At 69.1% G+C, this 19,356-nt stretch carries 17 protein-coding genes; 16 read left to right on the forward strand and 1 reads right to left on the reverse strand.

Features of this window, described 5'->3' with window-relative positions; all coding sequences use genetic code 11:
- Window positions 1-18 precede the first annotated feature (18 nt).
- The gene (locus tag BLQ76_RS01285; RefSeq protein WP_090667727.1) at window positions 19-477 is read right to left on the reverse strand and encodes a type III secretion system chaperone; all 459 of its coding nucleotides are present in this window, start codon (window positions 475-477) and stop codon (window positions 19-21) included.
- Between the two features lie 147 nt (window positions 478-624).
- Here BLQ76_RS01285 and murG point away from each other — a divergent pair, with 147 nt between their 5' ends.
- The 16 genes from murG (at window position 625) to BLQ76_RS01365 (ending at window position 19,302) form a co-directional block, all read left to right on the forward strand.
- Window positions 625-1,725, forward strand: a complete 1,101-nt coding sequence (gene murG, locus BLQ76_RS01290; RefSeq protein ID WP_090667731.1) for an undecaprenyldiphospho-muramoylpentapeptide beta-N-acetylglucosaminyltransferase — start codon at window positions 625-627, stop codon at window positions 1,723-1,725.
- A 13-nt stretch (window positions 1,726-1,738) separates the two neighbouring features.
- The gene (murC, locus tag BLQ76_RS01295) at window positions 1,739-3,151 is read left to right on the forward strand and encodes a UDP-N-acetylmuramate--L-alanine ligase (RefSeq protein ID WP_090667734.1); all 1,413 of its coding nucleotides are present in this window, start codon (window positions 1,739-1,741) and stop codon (window positions 3,149-3,151) included.
- A gap of 1 nt (window position 3,152) precedes the next feature.
- The gene (gene murB / locus BLQ76_RS01300) at window positions 3,153-4,103 is read left to right on the forward strand and encodes a UDP-N-acetylmuramate dehydrogenase (RefSeq protein ID WP_090667737.1); all 951 of its coding nucleotides are present in this window, start codon (window positions 3,153-3,155) and stop codon (window positions 4,101-4,103) included.
- Entirely contained in the window at window positions 4,100-5,008 is a 909-nt protein-coding gene (locus BLQ76_RS01305) for a cation diffusion facilitator family transporter (RefSeq protein ID WP_244519434.1), read from the forward strand. The genes murB and BLQ76_RS01305 overlap by 4 nt, the downstream gene beginning before the upstream one ends.
- 133 nt (window positions 5,009-5,141) lie before the next feature.
- Entirely contained in the window at window positions 5,142-6,065 is a 924-nt protein-coding gene (locus tag BLQ76_RS01310) for a D-alanine--D-alanine ligase (protein ID WP_090667743.1), read from the forward strand.
- Window positions 6,053-6,967, forward strand: coding sequence for a cell division protein FtsQ/DivIB (locus BLQ76_RS01315; protein WP_090667745.1), 915 nt, complete (start codon window positions 6,053-6,055; stop codon window positions 6,965-6,967). Before BLQ76_RS01310 ends, BLQ76_RS01315 begins: the two co-directional genes overlap by 13 nt.
- A complete protein-coding gene (ftsA, locus tag BLQ76_RS01320) occupies window positions 6,964-8,292 on the forward strand; it encodes a cell division protein FtsA (protein WP_090667748.1) in 1,329 nt (442 codons plus the stop codon). Before BLQ76_RS01315 ends, ftsA begins: the two co-directional genes overlap by 4 nt.
- A 119-nt stretch (window positions 8,293-8,411) precedes the next feature.
- On the forward strand, window positions 8,412-9,986 hold the full coding sequence (ftsZ, locus tag BLQ76_RS01325) for a cell division protein FtsZ (RefSeq protein WP_090667752.1): 1,575 nt from the start codon (window positions 8,412-8,414) through the stop codon (window positions 9,984-9,986).
- A gap of 330 nt (window positions 9,987-10,316) precedes the next feature.
- A complete protein-coding gene (gene lpxC, locus BLQ76_RS01330) occupies window positions 10,317-11,282 on the forward strand; it encodes a UDP-3-O-acyl-N-acetylglucosamine deacetylase (protein WP_090667755.1) in 966 nt (321 codons plus the stop codon).
- A 154-nt stretch (window positions 11,283-11,436) separates the two neighbouring features.
- Window positions 11,437-12,378, forward strand: a complete 942-nt coding sequence (locus BLQ76_RS01335; RefSeq protein WP_090667757.1) for an outer membrane protein assembly factor BamD — start codon at window positions 11,437-11,439, stop codon at window positions 12,376-12,378.
- Between the two features lie 144 nt (window positions 12,379-12,522).
- Window positions 12,523-14,193, forward strand: coding sequence for a DNA repair protein RecN (recN, locus tag BLQ76_RS01340; protein WP_090667759.1), 1,671 nt, complete (start codon window positions 12,523-12,525; stop codon window positions 14,191-14,193).
- A gap of 39 nt (window positions 14,194-14,232) precedes the next feature.
- Window positions 14,233-16,785, forward strand: a complete 2,553-nt coding sequence (gene ligA / locus BLQ76_RS01345; RefSeq protein ID WP_090667762.1) for an NAD-dependent DNA ligase LigA — start codon at window positions 14,233-14,235, stop codon at window positions 16,783-16,785.
- Window positions 16,786-16,814: 29 nt separating this feature from the next.
- Entirely contained in the window at window positions 16,815-17,687 is an 873-nt protein-coding gene (locus BLQ76_RS01350) for a 3'-5' exonuclease (protein WP_170842416.1), read from the forward strand.
- Window positions 17,688-17,759: 72 nt separating this feature from the next.
- Window positions 17,760-18,275 (forward strand): YbjN domain-containing protein, encoded by a 516-nt coding sequence (locus tag BLQ76_RS01355; protein ID WP_090667768.1) that lies wholly within the window; start codon window positions 17,760-17,762, stop codon window positions 18,273-18,275.
- 35 nt (window positions 18,276-18,310) lie between these two features.
- A complete protein-coding gene (locus BLQ76_RS01360; RefSeq protein ID WP_090667771.1) occupies window positions 18,311-19,000 on the forward strand; it encodes an AzlC family ABC transporter permease in 690 nt (229 codons plus the stop codon).
- Complete coding sequence (locus BLQ76_RS01365; RefSeq protein ID WP_090667773.1) at window positions 18,997-19,302, forward strand: AzlD domain-containing protein; 306 nt, start codon at window positions 18,997-18,999, stop codon at window positions 19,300-19,302. The genes BLQ76_RS01360 and BLQ76_RS01365 overlap by 4 nt, the downstream gene beginning before the upstream one ends.
- Window positions 19,303-19,356: the final 54 nt, after the last annotated feature.

Consider the following 19,356-nt stretch of genomic DNA (forward strand, 5'->3'; position numbering starts at 1 on the left):
AAGGGCTTGGGTCCGACCTCAGGCGCGGATCATGAAGCTCGGCTCGTCGCCGCCAACCGGCATCCCGGCGTTTACACCTGCTGACGAACTGAGAGAGTGAGGCGAATTCCAGAACGTCGCGTGACGGATGAAGTCGGCAAGATGGCGCTCTAGGCCTCGCTCGCTCAGATCCTCCACTGAAAGACGCACGCACAGGACGACGCCGCTGCGGTCCGGCGTCAACGCGAGGCGAGACGCTCCGGTGCCCTCGCCCAAATGGTTGGCGATCAGAAGCGATGCGAGCAGTGAGGGGTCGCGCGTGTCAACGTTCGAGCGAAGCGCGGTCCAAATCTCAAACGTCGTGGTGTCGTGCTTGTGAATGTTGATCAGAAGGTCGCCGTCAATCGCGAGCGTCAGGTTGCCGTCAGCGTCGAACTGCAGATCCTCAAGGCCCAACGCGGTTCCCAAAACCTCAATGGTTTGATGGACGTCGTGCATGTCGTGGCTTCCCTGCGCTTGCGGTGATGGCGTGCTGCCGCGCTGTCTTCTATAAGCTGCCGACCTCCGGGCCTGTGATCAACGGCACAGAGGCGACTGGTTGATCGACCGCGTCGATGAAGGTTCGCGCGTGGCTCCGGAGGCTTTATGACGGCTCCCATCCTTCTCTGCGCCGGCGGCACCGGCGGGCATCTCTTCCCCGCCGAGGCGCTGGCGCACGAGCTGAAGTCGCGCGGCCGCGAGGTGCATCTCGTCACCGACGAGCGGGCCGACCGCTACGCGTCGAGCTTTCCGGCCGAAGCGGTGCACATCGTGCCGTCCGCGACCTTCGGCTCGCGCAACCCGCTCGCCGTCCTGCGCTCCGGGCTGAAGCTCTGGCGCGGCTATCGCCAATCGATCGCCTTGATGAAGCGGCTGAAGCCCGCCGCGGTCGTCGGCTTCGGCGGTTATCCGACGATCCCGCCCATGATGGGTGCGGTGCAGGCCGGCGAGGCGACGCTGATCCACGAGCAGAACGCCGTGATGGGCCGCGCGAACCGGTTCCTGGCGAGTCGGGTGCGCGCGATCGCCGCCGGCATCGCGCAGAACGGGGCCGACGCCGCGCACGCCGCCAAGACCACGCTCACCGGCAATCCGGTCCGGCCCGCCGTTCTGGAAGCGGCCAAGGTTCCGTATGCGCCAAGCGCGGCGGGCGAGCCGTTCCATCTCGTGGTGTTCGGCGGCAGCCAGGGGGCGAGCGTCTTCGCCGCCGTCCTGCCGGACGCCGTGCGTCGGCTCTCGCCGGAGCTGCGCGCTCGCTTGCGCGTGACCCAGCAGGCCCGCGCCGAGGACGAGGCTGCGGTCTCCGAATTCTACGATCGCGAGGGCATTCCGGCCGAGGTCGCGCCGTTCTTCCGCGACATGGCGGAGCGTCTGGCCAAGGCGCATCTCGTGGTCAGCCGTTCGGGCGCCTCCACGGTCTCGGAGCTGGCCGTCGTCGGCCGCCCGTCCGTCCTCGTGCCCTATCCCTTCGCGCTCGATCACGACCAGGCCGCGAACGCCGCGCGACTGGAAGCGTCGGGCGCGACCACCGTCGTGCGGCAGAGCGAGTTCACCGGCGAGCGGCTTGCGGACCTCGTGCGGGAGGTCGCCGACGATCCGGCCCGCGCCACGGCGATGGCCGCCGCGGCGCGCGCGCAAGGCCTGCCCGACGCGGCGCGGTTGCTTGCCGACCTCGTGGAAGCTATGCCGGGCCGCCAAACCGCTTGAAGGATCAGCTCCCATGAAGATGCCGCCCAATATCGGCCCGGTGCATTTCATCGGCATCGGCGGCATCGGCATGAGCGGCATCGCCGAGGTGCTCGTCAACCTCGGCTACACCGTGCAGGGCTCGGACGCCTCCGAGAATGCCAACGTCCAGCGCCTGCGCGAGAAGGGCGTGACGGTCCACGTCGGCCATGCGGCGGAGAACCTGGGCCGGGCCGAGGTCGTGGTGGTCTCGACCGCCATCAAGCGCTCGAACCCCGAGCTGGCCGCTGCGCGCGAGCGGCTGCTGCCGATCGTGCGCCGCGCCGAGATGCTGGCCGAGCTGATGCGTTTTCGCCAGGCGATCGCCATCGGCGGCACGCACGGCAAGACCACGACGACCTCGATGGTGGCGGCGCTGCTGGATGCCGGCGGCTTCGATCCGACCGTGGTCAACGGCGGCATCATCAACGCCTACGGCACCAACGCGCGCATGGGGGCGGGCGACTGGATGGTCGTGGAGGCCGACGAAAGCGACGGCACCTTCCTGAAGCTGCCGGCCGACGTCGCCGTGGTCACCAACATCGACCCGGAGCATCTCGATCACTACGGCACGTTCGACAAGGTGCGCTCGGCCTTCCGGGCCTTTGTCGAGAACGTGCCCTTCTATGGCTTCGCGGTGATGTGCCTGGACCACCCCGAGGTGCAGACGCTGGTGGCCGAGATCGAGGACCGGCGCATCATCACCTATGGCGAGAACCTGCAGGCCGACGCGCGCTTCTCGAACGTGAAGCCGGAAGGGGCGCGCTCGACCTTCGACGTGACCATCCGCGACCGTGTCTCGGGCGAGACCACCGAGATCGCGGGCCTGTCGCTCCCGATGCCCGGCCGCCACAACGTGTCCAACGCGACCGCCGCGATCGCGGTCGCGCATCGCATCGGCATCTCGGAGGAGGGGATCCGGCGCGGCATCGGCTCGTTCGGCGGCGTGAAGCGTCGGTTCACCCATACGGGCCAAGCCCTCGGCGTCGACGTCTATGACGACTACGGCCATCATCCGGTGGAGATCCGCGCCGTTTTGTCGGCTGCGCGCTCGGCCGCCGGAGGCCGGGTCATCGCCGTCGTCCAGCCGCACCGCTACACGCGCCTCCAGTCGCTCTTCTCGGATTTTGCGGCCTGCTTCAACGATGCCGACACGGTGATCCTCGCGCCGGTCTATGCGGCCGGCGAGGAGCCGATCGAGTTCGTGAACTCCGAGATGCTGGTGGAGCGCCTGAAGCTCGGCGGCCACCGCGACGCGCGCCTCATCGACGGGCCGGACGAGCTCGCCCCCCTCGTGCATCGCGTGGCCAGAAGCGGTGACATGGTCGTGTGCCTCGGGGCCGGCTCGATCACGCAATGGGCCTACGCGCTCCCGCGCCAGCTGGACGCTCTGGGTCCGCTCGCCTGACATGGAGGCCGATCTTCTCGCGCACCTGAGCGACCCCGCGCGGGGACTGCGTGGGAAGCTGACACCCAACGCGGACCTGGCCAAGGTCACCTGGTTCCGCACGGGCGGGCCGGCGGATCTCCTGTTTCAACCGGCCGACGAGGAGGATCTGGCGCGCTTTCTGGCGCTTCTGCCGGAGGAGGTGCCGCTGACCGTGGTCGGCATCGGCTCGAACCTCCTCGTGCGCGACGGCGGCGTCGAGGGCGTGGTCGTCCGGCTCGCCACCAAGGGCTTCGGCGAGGTCGCGGCGTTTGGCGGGGAACGCATCCAGGCCGGCGCTGCGGCGTCCGACAAGCGGTTGGCGGCGGTCGCGCTGGAGGCGGGTCTCGGCGGCTTCCACTTCCTGCACGGCATTCCCGGTTCGGTCGGCGGTGCCATCCGCATGAACGGCGGCGCCAACGGGGTCGAGACCGCGGACCGGCTGGTCGAAGCGCGCGCGCTGGACCGCTCGGGCGCGGTCCATACGCTGTCCCGCGCCGAGATGGGTTTCACCTATCGTCATGCGGAGGCTCCCGAGGAGCTGATCTTCGTGTCGGCCCTGTTCGAGGGGCCGCAGACCGATCCCGCGGCGATCCGGCAGGCCATGGCCGAGGTCGAGCACCATCGCGAGACCACGCAGCCGGTGCGCGAGAAGACCGGCGGCTCGACCTTCAAGAACCCGCCCGGCACGTCCGCCTGGCGCGAGGTGGATCGTGCGGGATGTCGCGGCTTTGCGGTCGGCGACGCCGAGATGTCGGCCATGCACTGCAACTTCATGATCAATCGCGGCACGGCGACGGGCCATGATCTGGAGGCGCTCGGCGAAGAGGTGCGACGGCGCGTCTTCCAGTCGAGCGGTATCCTTCTCGAATGGGAGATCCGCCGCATCGGGCGTTTCGTCCCCGGTCGCGAGGTCGAAGGCTTCCGGCCGTGACAACCATCGACCGCGCGGCATCCGAGCAGCGCGTCCTGCGGCGCTCCATCGCCGCGACCATCCTGATCGGCGCCTTCGGCGTCGTCTTCGGCATCCTGTCGGGGTCGCTCTCGATCGCCTTCGACGGCATGTTCTCGATGGTCGATGCCTCGATGACGGCATTGGCCCTTCTGGTGGCGCGACTGATCGCGGGCCGCCCGAGTCGCCGCTTCCAGATGGGCTTCTGGCACATCGAACCGATGGTGCTCGCCTTCAACGGCGGTCTGCTGACGCTTCTTTCGGTCTACGCTTTCGTGAACGCGGTGGAGGCCCTGCTGTCGGGCGGGCGCGAGCTCGTCTTCGACTGGGCGATCGGCTACGCCGTGATCGTGGTGGCGATCTGCGCCGCGATGTTCGTCTACGGGCGGCGGCGCAACCGCGAGATCGGTTCGGAGTTCCTGGCGCTGGACGTGAAGGGTTGGGCCATGTCCGGCCTGATCACGGCGGCTCTGCTGGCCGCCTTCGCGATCGCCGCTCTTCTGCAGAGCGGGCCGCTGGTGGCGTGGACGCCCTATGTCGATCCCGCTGTTCTGGCCGTGCTGACGTTGGTCTTGATCCCGGTGCCGCTGCGCACGGTCCTGTCGGCGATAAAGGACATCGCCCTCGTGGCGCCCCCCGAACTGGACCGGCGCGTCGCCGAGGTCGCGCGCGGAATCGTCGCCCGCCACGGCTTTCTGGACGCGCGCACCTACGTCGCCAAGAGCGGGCGCTCCGAGGTGATCGAGATGCACTTCATCCTGCCGCCCGATCACCCCTCCCAGTCGATCCGCGACTACGATGCCATCCGCACCGAGATCGGCGCCGCCGTCGGCGGCCGTCCCGACGATCGCTGGCTGACGATCGCCTTCACGGCCGACCCGCGCTAGGCCGATTGAGTTAACGGGCGGTTCGGGAACGCCGTTACGATTTTCTTGCCGGCGCGCGATACGGTTAACCACTGCTTAACCATCGAACCCGCATGAATGGTCTTCGCTGAACAGGAGCGGGACCGCGGGTTCGATGAGTGTGCATGTCGCAGTGCTGCTGGGCGGGTTGTCCTCGGAAAGGCCGGTGAGCCTGTCCTCCGGCAACGCCTGCGCCGACGCGCTGGAGGCCGAGGGTTTCCGGGTCACGCGCGTCGATGTCGGCCGCGACATCGCCGGCGTTCTGTCCGAACTCAAGCCCGACGTCGCGTTCAACGCGCTGCATGGACCGTTCGGCGAAGACGGGACGATCCAGGGCGTGCTGGAGTTCCTGGAGATCCCCTATACCCATTCCGGCGTGCTGGCCTCGGCGCTCGCCATGAACAAGGTGAAGGCGAAGCTCGTCGCCAAGGCCGCGGGCGTTCCCGTGCTCGACACGCGCGTCGTGGCGCGTCGCGAGGCGGCCCGCGCCCACGTCATCCCGACGCCCTACGTCGTGAAGCCGATCGCGGAGGGCTCGTCCTTCGGCGTCCTGATCGTGCGCCAGGATCAGGCGCACCCGCCGCAGCAGCTCCATGCGAGCGACTGGACCTTCGGCGAGGAGGTCATGGTCGAGCGCTTCGTGCCCGGCCGCGAGCTGACCTGCGCCGTGATGGGCGACGTGGCGCTGCCGGTCTGCGAGATCACGACGGAAGGCCACGCCTTCTACGACTACGATTCGAAGTACCTGCCCGGCGGCTCGCGGCACGTCATCCCGGCCGAGATCCCGGCAGCGGTCGTCAAGCGCGTGCAGGAGGCCTCGCTGGCCGCCCACAAGGCGATCGGCTGCCGCGGCGTGACGCGCTCCGACTTCCGCTTCGACGACCGGGGCGGGGAGCGCGGCGAACTCGTCTGGCTGGAGATCAACACGCAGCCGGGCATGACGCCGACCTCGCTCGTGCCCGACATCGCGCGCGCCAGCGGCCATTCGTTCGGCGAACTTCTGGCCTGGATGGTGAGGGACGCCTCATGCCGTCGCTGACCTCGCGCCCCGCGCTGCCCATGCCCGACTGGAGCCGCGTCAGCCCGGTGGTGCTGCGCCTCCATCGCTTCGGGCGCCGGATCGTCGGTCGCATCCGCCATGCACGCGCCGAGAACCTGCCGCGCTTCGGCGCGGTCGTGATCGGCGTGATCGGGGCGACCGGTCTGTATGGCATGGCGCTCGGGGGCCACACGATCACGGTGATCGACGCGATCGCCGATCCGCTCGGCCTGTCGATCGAGACGATCGACGTGCAGGGCTACTCCGAGACCAGCGAGATCGACATCCTCCAGACCCTCTGGATGTCGGGATCCCATTCCTTGCCGTCGCTCGATGTCGACGCCGCGCGCAAGGCGATTGAGGCCATGCCCTGGGTCGAGAGCGCCAGCGTCGAGAAGCAGTATCCTGACACCGTCCGCGTGCGCCTCGTCGAGCGCAAGCCCTTCGCGCTGTGGCAGCGCGACAAGGATCTCTGGATCGTTGATCGCGACGGACGCGAGATCGTGCCCTACGCCACCACGCGCTTCACCGAGCTTCCCTTCGTGGTGGGGCCGGGCGCAGCGCGCGAGGCGACCGACATCTTGGACAAGATGGCCCTGGTACCGGAGCTTGGCACAAGGATCAGGTCGTATGTGAGGGTGGGCGACCGCCGCTGGGACCTGCGTCTCGACAACGGTGTCGTGGTGCGCCTGCCGGAACTGGAGCCCATCGAGGCCGCAGCCCGGCTCATGCGGCTCGACCGCGAGGAGCATGTCCTGTCGCGCGACATCGCGGCCGTGGACCTGCGGCTCGAGGACCGGATCGTGGTGAAGCTGACGCCCGCCGCCAAGGAACGGCGCGACAAGGCGCTCAAGGAGCGGGACAAGCTGGTGAAGCAGGCAAGAAAGGAGAAGCCGGTATGACGATCTTCTCCCGGAAGGGCGACGAGCTGCCGCGGCTGAAGAAGCCCTCGGACCGGCGTGTGCGCACGATCTCGGTGCTGGACATCGGCTCGTCCAAGGTGACGTGCCTGATCGCCCGGCTGAAGCCGCGCCCCGAAAGCGAGGTCCTGCCGGGTCGCACGCACGTGGTCGAGGTGGTCGGCATCGGTCACCAGCGTTCGCGTGGCGTCAAGAGCGGTGTGGTCGTGGATCTCGACGCCGCCGAGGCCTCGATCCGGCACTGCGTCGACGCGGCCGAGCGCATGGCGGGCCTGACGATCGAATCGTTGATCGTGTCGGTGACGGCCGGCCGCCTGAAGAGCCTTCGCGGCTCCGCGCGGCTCGCCATCGAGAGCGGCGAGGTGACCGCCGAGGATCTGGCCGAGGCGCTGGCCGCCGCGGGTCGCACGCCGCTGCGCGAGGGGCGCCTCGCGCTCCACCGCGTGCCGTTCGACCTCAGCCTCGACGGCGAGACAGGTCTCGAGAACCCCGTCGGCATGACCGGGTCCGAGCTGGGCGCGGATCTTCACATCCTCTCGGCCGAGGAAACGCCGCTTCGCAACCTCGAGACCGCGATCAACCGGGCGCATCTGGTGGTCGAGGCCTTTGTCGCGACGCCCTATGCCAGCGGCCTGTCGACGCTTGTCGACGACGAGGCCCTGATGGGGTCGGCCTGCATCGACATGGGCGCCGGTTCCACGACGATCTCGATCTTCCAGAACGGCCACTTCGCCTATGCCGACGCGGTGGCGCTGGGCGGACACCACATCACGATGGACTTGGCGCGCGGTCTGTCGATCCGGCCGGAGCAGGCCGAGCGGCTCAAGGTCATGCACGGCAACGCCCTGCCGGGCTTCGAGGCCGACAGCGAGACCGTGGCCGTCGCCCCGCTCGGCGACGACAGCGGCGAACAGCCGATCAATGTTTCGCGCAACCTTGTGGCGCGTATCATCCGTCCGCGCGTCGAGGAGACGCTGGAACTCATCCGGGACCGGCTCAACGCCTCCAATCTCGGGCACGTCATCGGCAAGCGCGTCGTCCTCACCGGCGGCGCGAGCCAGCTCTCGGGCCTCAACGAGGCGGCGCGGCTCATCCTGCACCGCAACGTCCGGCTCGGCCGGCCGCTCGGCGTCGCGGGCCTTTCGGCCAGCAACAAGAGCCCTGCCTTCGCCACCGCCGTCGGCCTCCTGATCTATCCCCAGGTGGCGGCCGTCGAGCACGTTCCCGACCAGTCCCGGCTGGACTTCGCCTTTGACCGACGCACGCGCGTCGGACGCTTCGGCTCCTGGCTGCGGCGCAGTTTCTGACCCCATCGCGGCGGGTTCGCCCGCCGCCCACCCGACGCTGCGCGCCGCGCACGCGTGAACCTTAAGACCCAAGGCCGGCGCGGCGAGACGGCCACCAGCTTTTCGAGGAAACATCAGAGATGAGCATCACCTTGCAGAGGCCCGACATCACCGAACTGAAGCCCCGCATCACGGTGTTCGGCGTAGGCGGCGGCGGCTGCAACGCCGTCAACAACATGATCAACGCGGGCCTCGAGGGCGTCGAGTTCGTGATCGCCAACACCGACGCGCAGGCGCTCCGCTCCTCGCGCGCCGAGCGCATCATCCAGATGGGCGTGGCCGTCACCGAGGGTCTCGGCGCCGGCTCGCAGCCCGAGGTCGGCCGCGCGGCGGCCGAAGAGTCGCTCGACGAGATTTGCGACCACCTCCTCGGCTCGCACATGTGCTTCGTCACCGCCGGCATGGGCGGCGGCACGGGCACGGGCGCTGCTCCCGTCGTGGCGCGCGCGGCCCGCGAGAAGGGCATCCTGACCGTCGGCGTCGTCACCAAGCCCTTCCACTTCGAGGGCCAGCGCCGCCTGCGCATCGCCGAGCAGGGCATCGAGGAGCTGCAGAAGAACGTCGACACGCTGATCGTCATCCCGAACCAGAACCTGTTCCGGATCGCGAACGACAAGACGACCTTCGCCGACGCCTTCGGCATGGCCGACCAGGTGCTCTACTCCGGCGTCGCCTGCATCACCGACCTGATGGTCAAGGAAGGCCTGATCAACCTCGACTTCGCCGACGTCCGCTCGGTGATGCGCGAGATGGGCAAGGCCATGATGGGCACGGGCGAGGCGTCCGGCGAGGGCCGCGCCATGGCCGCCGCCGAGGCCGCGATCGCCAACCCGCTCCTCGACGAGACGTCGATGAAGGGCGCCAAGGGCCTTCTCATCTCGATCACCGGCGGCCGCGACCTCACCCTCTTCGAGGTGGACGAGGCGGCGACCCGCATCCGCGAGGAGGTCGACCAGGACGCCAACATCATCCTGGGCGCGACCTTCGACGAGAGCCTGGAAGGCGTGATCCGCGTGTCGGTGGTCGCCACCGGCATCGATAAGTCGGCCATGGAGGTCTACAACCGCAACGCCGCCGCCGCGCCGGTGGCCGCGCAGGCGGCTCAGCCTGCGCCGGTCGCCGCGCCGGCCCCGGCCCTGCGCGCCGCAGCGCCCCAGCCCGCCGCCCAGCAGGCGCCGGTCCAGCCCGCGGCACCGGCCTACGAGCCGGCTCCCGCGGTCGCGACCGGCGACATCGAGGACGACTTCACGCTCGCCCTCGAGGCCGAGATCGCCCAGGTTGCCCCCCGCGCGCCGGCACCCCGCCAGCCCGTGCAGCAGCCGGCCCAGGCCCGTATGCCTCGCGTCGAAGACTTCCCGCCGGTGGTTCAGGCCGAGATCGAGCGTCGCTCGGGTGGGACCGAAGCCGCGTCCAGCGACGGCGGCCCGATGGGTCTGCTGCGCCGCCTGACGACCGGGCTCTCGCGCCGCGAGGAAGACGAGGGGATCCTGTCGGACCCGGTTCGCCCGGCCGCGCGCCCGGCTGCCCGTCAGCCGGAGCACAATCCCTACGCGCCGCGTCGCCAGGCTGCCGATTCCGCGGCCCGCCCGCCGCGCGCGGCCGGCGAGGAGGACCAGCTGGAAATCCCCGCCTTCCTGCGTCGCCAGTCGAACTGAGCGCCGCAGCGAGGCTGGAGCGAACCTCTCCAGCTTCACAACATCGTCGCAAAGCCAAAGTGGCCCGCTCCCTCCGGAGCGGGCCGCTTTCGTTCAAGCTTTTGAATTCACTGCAATAAATCTTTGATTAAGCGCGTTCGTGGTAACAGTGAGTAAGAAAGCGTGATTTGGACACAATCGAGGCCGGCCATAGTTTTGCATTCGAAGAAACGATCGTCTCGCGTTCCGTTCTCGGTCGAGCGGGGAGGGGATCGGACGGGAATGCTGGAACTCTGGAAGACCCTCGTGAGTCTCGAGACACCGGCTGAGTAGAGTGAAGGAACGAGCCGCGTGGTCAACCAGCAGCACACGATCGGGGCGCCGATCATCTTCACGGGTGTCGGCGTCCATGGCGGCGCCCCCGTGGAGATGACGCTGCATCCGGCCGAGCCCGACACCGGCATCGTCTTCCACGTCTTCGAGGCCTCGGGCCTCATTCATGAGATCGCGGCCGTGTCGGCCAATGTCTCGTCGACCGACCTTTCCACGATCGTGGGCGATCGTAAAGGGGCGCATGTCGCCACGATCGAGCACATCATGGCCGCGCTCTACGCGATGGACGTCGACAACGTCATCGTCCAGATCGACGGCAACGAGGTCCCCATTCTCGGCGGCGGCTCGGCCGAGTTCGTGCGCGGCATCGAGGGCGCCGGTCTCGTGATGCAGCGCGCGCGTCGCCGCTTCCTGCGCGTTCTCAAGCCCGTCCGCGTCGAGCTGAACGGCGGCTGGGCGGAGTATCGTCCCTATGAGGGAACGCGCTTCGAGGTCGAGATCGACTTCGCCAGCCGCGCGATCGGCCGCCAGTGCTTCGCCGCGGATCTGTCGGCGACCCTGTTCCGGGACGAGTTGGCCGAGGCGCGTACCTTCGGCTTTATGAAGGACGTCGAGAAGCTCTGGGCGTCCGGGCATGCGTTGGGTTCGTCGCTCGACAACTCCGTGGTGATCGGCGACGACGAACGCGTCATCAACCCCGCGGGTCTGCGCTTCGCCGACGAGTTCGTGCGTCACAAGACGCTGGACGCCGTGGGCGACCAGGCTCTCGCCGGCTCCCGCATCCTGGGATGCTACCGGTCCTACCGCGGCGGACACCGCTTGAACGCCCTGGCTCTGGCCGCGCTCACCGCCGATCCGTCCGCCTTCGAGCTGGTGGAGCTGCCCGCTCGCTGGCCCGAAACACTGCGCCGTTCCAGCGCGCGTGCGGCCGCCGTGCCGTCGCTGGGCGCCGCCGCACCCGCCTTCGGCCCGCAGATCCTCTGACGACGCCACGGACGAACCGCTCCGTCGTGAGCCGTCCCACGCCTTAAAAAAGGCTGGTTGAACGATCTTGAAGCGGTGTAGGGAAGCGTTAACGGCTGCCGGTTCCGGAATCGCCGTCCGCTTTCCGGGGGAAGCCTTGAGGGGAATACATCCGATGGCACACTCGCCGCTTTGGGCGCGCCGTCCGGCCGCCGCGCTGGCTCTTCTGGCCGCCGTCTCGACGCTGTCGCTGACCGGCTGCATGTCGAGCAAGGATACCGACATCGACGCCTTGGCGCTGGCGTCCCAGACCGAGCCGGCGGACGTTCTCTACAACCAGGGTCTCGCCAATCTCGAGGGCGGCCGTCTGGGCGAGGCAGCCAAGAAGTTCGAGGCCATCGACAAGCAGCACCCCTATTCCGAATACGCCCGCAAGGCGCTGATCATGCGCGCCTTCGCCTCCTACCGCTCGGGCGACTACGACGAGGCGGAGGGATCGGCCAAGCGTTACCTCGCGCTCTACCCCGGTTCCGAGGACGCGGCCTACGCGCAGTACATCATCGGCCTGTCCTACTATCGGCAGATGCCCGACATCACGCGCGACCAGACCGACACCGCCAAGGCCGTCCAGGCCATGCAGGAGGTCGTGGATCGCTATCCGAACTCGGAATACGCCGAGGACGCGCGCACCAAGATCCGCGTCGGCTCCGACCAGCTCGCCGGCAAGGAGATGCAGGTCGGGCGCTACTACCTCGAGCGCCGCGAGTACATCGCCGCGATCAACCGCTTCAAGAGCGTGGTCGACGTGTTCCCGAAGACGCGCCACGTGGAAGAGGCGTTGGCGCGTCTGACCGAGGCGTACTACGCGATGGGTCTGACGCAGGAGGCGCAGGCCGCCGCCTCCGTGCTCGGCCAGAACTTCCCCGACTCGCCGTGGTACAAGGACTCCTACGCTCTCCTGCAGACGCAGGGGCTGCAGCCGAGTGCCGGTCGCGGAGGCGGAGCCGGTTCCTGGTTCTCGAATGCCGCGCGCCGCCTGACGGGCGCGAGCGAGCCGGTGACCACGGCGGATACGGCACCCAGCGCCATCGAGTCGCGTCCGCCGCGCGGCGCCTGAGCGAAGCGCCCCTTCTGTTTTCAAAGGGCCGGCCCCCGCGCCGGCCCTTTGCATGTCCGGCGGTCTTTTGGCGAACCGATCCGCAGCCTATCTCTGCGCTTCGCCGTTGATGTTTCGTTCCACCCGGTCTAGCGCTGTTTCGGCATGCTTGTTCACCTTTCGATCCGCGACATCGTCCTCATCGACCGGCTCGACCTCACCCTGAACGAGGGGTTGTCGGTGCTGACCGGCGAAACCGGAGCCGGCAAGTCCATCCTGCTCGACGCGCTCTCGCTGGCGCTCGGCGGGCGTGGCGACGGCGGTCTGGTGCGCCACGGCGCGCGGCAGGGCGAGGTGACGGCGGTCTTCGACCTACCGGCCGAACACGCCGCCCGAAAGCTTCTGACGCTGAACGGCTTCGAGGACGATGGCGATCTGATCCTGCGCCGGGTCCAGAGCGCGGACGGGCGAACCCGCGTCTTCGTCAACGACCGCCCTGCCTCGGTCGCGCTGATGCGCGAGATCGGCACGAACCTCGTCGAGATCCACGGCCAGCACGACGACCGGGCGCTGGTCGACCCGCAGGCACACCGCCAGCTTCTCGACGCCTATGCGGGCCTGTCGGGTGAGGCCTTGGCGGTGGCGGAGAACTTCATGGCGTGGCGGCGGCTTGAGGGCGATCTCGCTCGGCTGCGAGCCCGCGTCGAGGCCGCCGCGCGTGAGGCCGACTATCTGCGCGCCAGCGCCGAGGAGTTGACCACGCTGAACCCGCAGGAGGGCGAGGAGGAGGAACTCGCCGAAAGCCGCCAGCGCATGATGCGCTCCGAGAAGATCGCGAGCGACGTCAACGACGCGCACGAGGAGCTGAGCGGCCCGTCGTCGCCGATCCCCGGTCTGGCCAGTCTCCTGCGCCGGCTCGACCGCAAGCGCGACGAGCTGCCGGGGCTGCTGGATGAGCCGCTGTCGCGCCTCGACGGGGCGCTCGATGCGCTGTCGGAGGCGCAGATGGGCCTGGAACGCGCGCTGCGCACGCTGGAGTTCGATCCGCGCGCGCTGGAAAGCTGCGAGGAGCGCCTGTTCGCCTTGCGCGCGGCCAGTCGCAAGTACGGCGTGCCCGTCACCGAACTGCCTGCTCTTGCGGTGCGCATGACGGCCGACCTTGCCGAACTCGATGCCGGCGAGGAACGCCTGGCCGCGTTGACCGCGGAGGTCACCGCCGCGCGCGACGGCTTCGACGCGCTGGCGCGCTCGTTGTCGGCCAAGCGTCACGCCGCCTCCGGCCAGCTCGCGGCCGCGGTGATGGCGGAACTGCCCGACATGAAGCTCGAGCGCGCGGCCTTTATCGTCGAGATGACGAGCGATCCCGAAAGCCGGACCGCCGCCGGTATCGACACGACCGAGTTCTTCGTGCGCACCAATCCCGGCACGCGCGCCGGGCCGATGATGAAGGTCGCGTCGGGCGGTGAGCTGTCGCGCTTCCTGCTCGCCCTAAAGGTGGCCCTTGCCGACAAGGGCTCGGCGCCGACGCTCGTGTTCGACGAGATCGACACCGGTGTCGGCGGCGCGGTGGCCGATGCGATCGGGCGTCGCCTCGCCCGTCTGGCCGGCCGCGTCCAGGTCCTGTCCGTCACGCACGCGCCGCAGGTGGCGGCACGGGCGACGACCCATCTCCTGATCTCGAAGGCCGAGGTCGAGCCGGGCGAGGAGCGTCTGGCGACGCGTGTCGCGACCATCGACATTTCCGCCCGCCGCGAGGAGATCGCCCGCATGTTGGCGGGCGAGAGCATCACCGACGAGGCGCGCGCCGCCGCCGCCCGCCTGATCGGCGCCGTCTGAGCCACAGCCCTTCCGCCGACCCGAACCGAGACGACCGCCATGCCTGATGCTTCCGCCGTCGACGCCTTGACCGAGACCGAGGCCGCCGCCGAGCTGGAACGCCTCGCGAGCGAGATCGCCGAGCATGATCGGCGCTACCACGAGAGCGACGCGCCGACGATCTCGGATGCCGACTACGACGCGCTGCGTCGGCGCAACAGCGAGATCGAGCGACGCTTTCCCCAGATGGTTCGGCCCGACTCCCCGTCGGTCCGGGTCGGCTCCGCCCCGTCCGCACGCTTTGCCAAGATCACCCACGCGCTGCCGATGCTCTCGCTCGACAACGCATTCTCCGACGAGGACGTCGCCGACTTCGCGCGGCGCGTCCGCCGCTTCCTGGGGCTCGGGGTCGACGATCCGCTGGCGATCACCGCCGAGCCGAAGATCGACGGGCTGTCCCTGTCGTTGCGCTACGAGGACGGTCACCTCGTATCGGCGGCCACGCGCGGCGACGGGGCGGTGGGCGAGGACGTCACCCGCAACGCCCTGACCATCCCCGACATCCCGCATCGCCTGTCGGGCTTCCGCCCGGCGGTCTTCGAGGTGCGCGGCGAGGTCTACATGCGGCACGACGACTTCGCGGCGCTCAACCGGCGGCTCGCGACGGCCGGCGCGCTCGCGGCTTCCGGCGACGAGGACGGCGAGGGCGAGGAGACCGCGCCAGCAGCCGGGCCGAAGGTTCGCCAGTTCGCCAACCCGCGCAACGCGGCCGCCGGCTCGCTGCGGCAGAAGGATCCCGAGGTCACCCGCTCGCGTCCCCTGCGCTTCTTCGCCTATGCCTGGGGCGAGGCCAGCGAGGTGCCGGGCACGACGCAGACCGAGGTGGTCGAGGCGCTCGGCCGCATGGGGTTCGCCACCAACCTTCAGCCCCCGGAAGGGGGCGGCGAGTCGCTGATGCAGCGCCTGACCGGCGTCGAAGGGCTGCTGGAACACTACCGCATGATCGAGGCGCGGCGTGCCTCGCTCGGCTACGACATCGACGGCGTCGTCTATAAGGTCGACGACCTCGACCAGCAACGCGAGCTCGGCTTCGTCTCGCGCGCGCCGCGCTGGGCGATCGCGCACAAGTTTTCCGCCGAGCGCGCCTCCACCGTGGTCGAGGATATCGTCATCAACGTCGGGCGCACCGGCAAGCTCGCGCCGCTGGCCAAGCTTCGCCCGGTGACGGTGGGCGGCGTCGTGGTCTCCAACGCGACGCTTCACAACGAGGACTATGTCGCCGGCCGCGACGCGGACGGCGGGCCGATCCGGGGCGGGCGCGACATCCGGATCGGCGACACGGTCGTGATCCAGCGGGCCGGCGACGTCATCCCGCAGGTGCTCGATGTCGAGATCGACAAGCGCCCGCCAAGTGCCGAGCCCTTCCGCTATCCCGACCACTGTCCGATCTGCGGCTCAAGGGCGGAGCGCGAGATCAACCCACGCACGGGTCGGCTCGACTCGGTGCGCCGTTGCACGGCGGGCCTCACCTGTCCGGCGCAGGCCAAGGAGGGGCTCAAGCACTTCGTGTCCCGCAACGCCTTCGATATCGACGGCCTCGGCGAGACGCTGATCGAGGCGCTGTTCGACGCAGGGCTGGTCCACCAGCCGGCCGACATCTTCCGGCTCGAACTCGGACCCTTGCGCGATCTCCTGGCCGCCCGTGCCCTGCAGCAGCGGCAGGAGCGCGAGGCGGCCGAGGATGCGGCGCTGCGCGCTGCCGGCAGGGAGCCGAAGGCGCGCGGAAAGCCCAAGACCTACGACTACACGAAGTCGGCCGAGAACATCCTGGCCGGTATCGCGGCGCGGCGCGAGGTGGCGCTGGAGCGCTTCGTCTTCGCGCTCGGCATCCCCGAGATCGGCGAAAGCTCGTCCAAGGCGCTGGCGCGGCATTTCGAGACCGTGCCGGCTCTGCTGGCCGGCATGGAGCAGGCGTCTGGCGAGCAGCCGGGCGAGGATTGGGCCGAGCTCAGCGCGCTTCAGTCGATCGGCGGCGGTACGTTCGAGCGCATGATGGCGGTCCCGCAGGAGCGACTGGCCGATCCCGACTGGGATCCCTACCGCGACGCCGACCTCGCGCTGCGCGCCAACCAGCGGGTGATCCTGCGCGAGCGTTACGGGGAAGGGGCCGCGCCATTGCGCGAGGCGCTCGGCCGAGCAAGGCTGCAGGCGCCGGGCGCGCTGTTTCTGGACCTCACGCGCGACAGCGACATCGGGACCGTCGCCACGCTCTCGCTCCTCCACTTCTTCGCCGAGCAGCACAACCGCGATGCGGTCCAGGCGCTGATCGATGCGGGCGTGACGACCACCAATGCGCGCGCCGCCCCGCCGCCGGCCGACTCGCCGTTCCGTGGCAAGACCGTCGTCTTCACAGGTACGCTGGAGCGCATGACGCGCTCCGAGGCGAAGAGCCGCGCGGAAAGCCTCGGGGCGAAGGTCTCGGGATCGGTGAGCAAGAAGACCGATCTCGTGGTCGCCGGGCCGGGTGCGGGCTCGAAGCTCGACGAGGCGAAACGTCACGGCGTGCGGGTCGTCAGCGAGGCGGAATGGCTGGACATGGCCGGAGCGGAGTGATTCTCTCCCGGCTTGCCGAAAGGACACCGATGACCGTCGTCGCGATCGACTTCGAGACCGCCAACAGCGATCCAGCCAGCCCTTGCGCCCTTGGCCTCGCCTTCGTGGAAGGGACCGAGATCACGCGCCGGCTCTACACGCTGGTGCGCCCGCCCGAGCTCGCCTTCGACCCCGGCAACATCCGGGTTCACGGCATCCGCTCGCAGGACGTCGTGGACGCGCCGGAGTTTCCCGAGATCTGGCGCGAAATAGAGTGCGAGTTGTCGGGCGCGCTCCTGGTCGCGCACAACGCCTCGTTCGACATGCGCGTTCTGGGCGCGACGCTCGGCCACTACGGCCTCGCCATTCCGCCCATGCGCTCCTTCTGCACCGTGTCCATGTCGCGCCGCCTGTGGCCCGAGATGGCGAGCCGGAAGTTGTCGGCGCTCGCCCACCATTTCGACATCGCCTTCACGCACCATCATGCCGGCGAGGACGCCTATGCCTGCGCGGCGATCGCGTTGGAGGGCGTTCGCGAGGCGGGGCGCAACACGATCGGCGACCTGGCCGAGGAGATGGGTCTCGTCCGACCCGTGGCCGCGCGGCCGGCTCGCGCCAGCGGGGGCATCGCGGCGCGCGCGATGCGGGCGCGAACGGTTCGCGCATCGGCATCCGAGGGTACGCTGCGCTTCCTGATGCGCGGCTCCAAGGGCACGGCCTACGACATGTCTCTGCGCGCCTCCTCGCGCGCGATGCCGATCCTGCAATGCTCATGTCCCGGCTCGCGCTTCCGGCCTGATTGCCGGCACGTGCGCATGGTGATCGCGGGCGACCATTCCGAGCTGATGGCGCGCAGCGAGGAGGAGCGGCAGGCTTTGTCGCAACTCCTGTCGGCCGCATTTCGGGCGCAGGTTGCAGCCTGAAGTCCGTTCCCACGCGAAGCGTGCCTGTGTAAGACAGCCGGAACCTTCATCTGCCGCGACGGGAGTTCTGGCATGGCCTTCTCGATGTGCCGTTGGCTGCCGCTCGTCGCGATCCTCGTGACGTCGTCCGCGCCGGCTCTGGCTGCCGCTCCCGCTCTTGTGGACGGCACGGATCCGGCCGTCGTGATGGAGCTGATGCGCGGATACGGCTCGGCGCGGCCCGACAAGGGGCAGGACGGCAATCCGATGATCCGCGGGCGGATCGACGGCAACGGCTTCAGCGCCTTCTTCTACGATTGCGACGGCGACGGCGCGAACTGCGGCTCGATCGGCCTTTCGGCATATTTCGACCGGACCGACGTGTCGCTCGACGCGATCAACGGGTGGAACCGGGCGAATCGCTTCGGCCGCGTGTACCTGCGCGACGACGGAAAGCCGGTGATCGAGATGGATATCGAACTGGCGGGCGGCATCACCGCGGACAACTTCGAGGCCGCGATGGATCGCTGGTCGGCGATCCTTCAGGATTTCGACAACAACGTCGTCAACGCCGAGCGCCAGCCCGAAGCAGGGGACGTGACGCCCTGACGGGCTCGTTGCCCGTCGACGCACGACCGCATGTCATGAACCGTTCCGATGCCACCCTTGCGGCACGCCAGTGCGCTCCGCTTCTCGTCGCCCTCGTGCCCTTCGGCTTCGTCTACGGTGCGATCGCCGTGGATGGCGGCCTGACGCTCGCACAGACGCTGGGCTTTTCGCTGGCGACCTATGCGGGGGCGAGCCAGTTCCTCGCGATCCAGATGGTGGGGCTCGGCTCGCCGCTCTGGGCGGTCCTCCTGGCAGTGCTCGCGGTCAACGCCCGCCACCTTCTGTATTCGGCCTCGATCGGACGGCACCTTGGCGCGTTCACGCCGCTGGAAAGGGCGCTCGCCTTCTTCCTCCTGGTCGATCCGGCGTTTGCCGCCGGCGAGGCGCGCGCCAGCGAGGCGTCGCTGTCGCGGACCTACTACTTCACCTTCGCGATCCTTCTCTACATCGGCTGGGCCGGTGCGACCCTGATCGGCGCGCTGGCCGGCAGCCTGATCGAGGATCCGCGACGCTGGGGGCTCGACTTCGCCCTGCCGGTCTATTTTCTGGCGCAGACGATGGCCTTTCGAAAGCGAGCGCAGTTTGCCCTGACGCTGTTCGTCGGCGCGACGACGGCGCTCGTCGCCTATGTGACCCTCGGCTCGCCCTGGCATGTCACGCTCGCCGGTATCGCCGGCATGGTTGCCGCGGCGATCCGACGTCCGGCCGGTGAGGGCGCGGCGTGACGACCTACCCGATCTGGACGCTGATCTTCGTCTCCGCCGCTCTGACCTACGCGACGCGGGTCGGCGGCTACCTCATCCTGCGCTCGCTCGGCCGCGTTCCACCTCGCCTCGATGCCGCGCTCAATGCCGTTCCGCCGGCGGTTCTGATCGCGCTGGTCGTGCCGGCCGTCGTGGAAGGCGGGATCGGCGAGCGGCTGATCCTCTTTCTGTGCCTGTTCCTGTCGTTGCGCTTGTCGCTTCTGGCGACCGTGACGATCGGCGTCGTCCTGGTCATAGCGGCACGAGCCGCTGGCATCCCGTGACGGCAACGAAAGGGCCGCGGCAGAGGTCTGCCGCGGCCCTTTCGAGAGCGTGAT

This window comes from Aureimonas jatrophae, from assembly GCF_900104035.1.
GTDB lineage: Bacteria > Pseudomonadota > Alphaproteobacteria > Rhizobiales > Rhizobiaceae > Aureimonas > Aureimonas jatrophae.

Coding starts and splice junctions, on each gene's coding strand:
- recN (WP_090667759.1), top strand. CDS start 12,523: ATGCTTGTTCACCTTTCGATCCGCGACATCGTCCTCATCGACCGGCTC.
- ftsZ (WP_090667752.1), top strand. CDS start 8,412: ATGAGCATCACCTTGCAGAGGCCCGACATCACCGAACTGAAGCCCCGC.
- BLQ76_RS01355 (WP_090667768.1), top strand. CDS start 17,760: ATGGCCTTCTCGATGTGCCGTTGGCTGCCGCTCGTCGCGATCCTCGTG.
- ligA (WP_090667762.1), top strand. CDS start 14,233: ATGCCTGATGCTTCCGCCGTCGACGCCTTGACCGAGACCGAGGCCGCC.
- murB (WP_090667737.1), top strand. CDS start 3,153: ATGGAGGCCGATCTTCTCGCGCACCTGAGCGACCCCGCGCGGGGACTG.
- BLQ76_RS01360 (WP_090667771.1), top strand. CDS start 18,311: ATGAACCGTTCCGATGCCACCCTTGCGGCACGCCAGTGCGCTCCGCTT.
- ftsA (WP_090667748.1), top strand. CDS start 6,964: ATGACGATCTTCTCCCGGAAGGGCGACGAGCTGCCGCGGCTGAAGAAG.
- murC (WP_090667734.1), top strand. CDS start 1,739: ATGAAGATGCCGCCCAATATCGGCCCGGTGCATTTCATCGGCATCGGC.
- BLQ76_RS01315 (WP_090667745.1), top strand. CDS start 6,053: ATGCCGTCGCTGACCTCGCGCCCCGCGCTGCCCATGCCCGACTGGAGC.
- BLQ76_RS01335 (WP_090667757.1), top strand. CDS start 11,437: ATGGCACACTCGCCGCTTTGGGCGCGCCGTCCGGCCGCCGCGCTGGCT.
- BLQ76_RS01285 (WP_090667727.1), bottom strand. CDS start 477: ATGCACGACGTCCATCAAACCATTGAGGTTTTGGGAACCGCGTTGGGC.
- murG (WP_090667731.1), top strand. CDS start 625: ATGACGGCTCCCATCCTTCTCTGCGCCGGCGGCACCGGCGGGCATCTC.
- BLQ76_RS01350 (WP_170842416.1), top strand. CDS start 16,815: ATGACCGTCGTCGCGATCGACTTCGAGACCGCCAACAGCGATCCAGCC.
- BLQ76_RS01310 (WP_090667743.1), top strand. CDS start 5,142: ATGAGTGTGCATGTCGCAGTGCTGCTGGGCGGGTTGTCCTCGGAAAGG.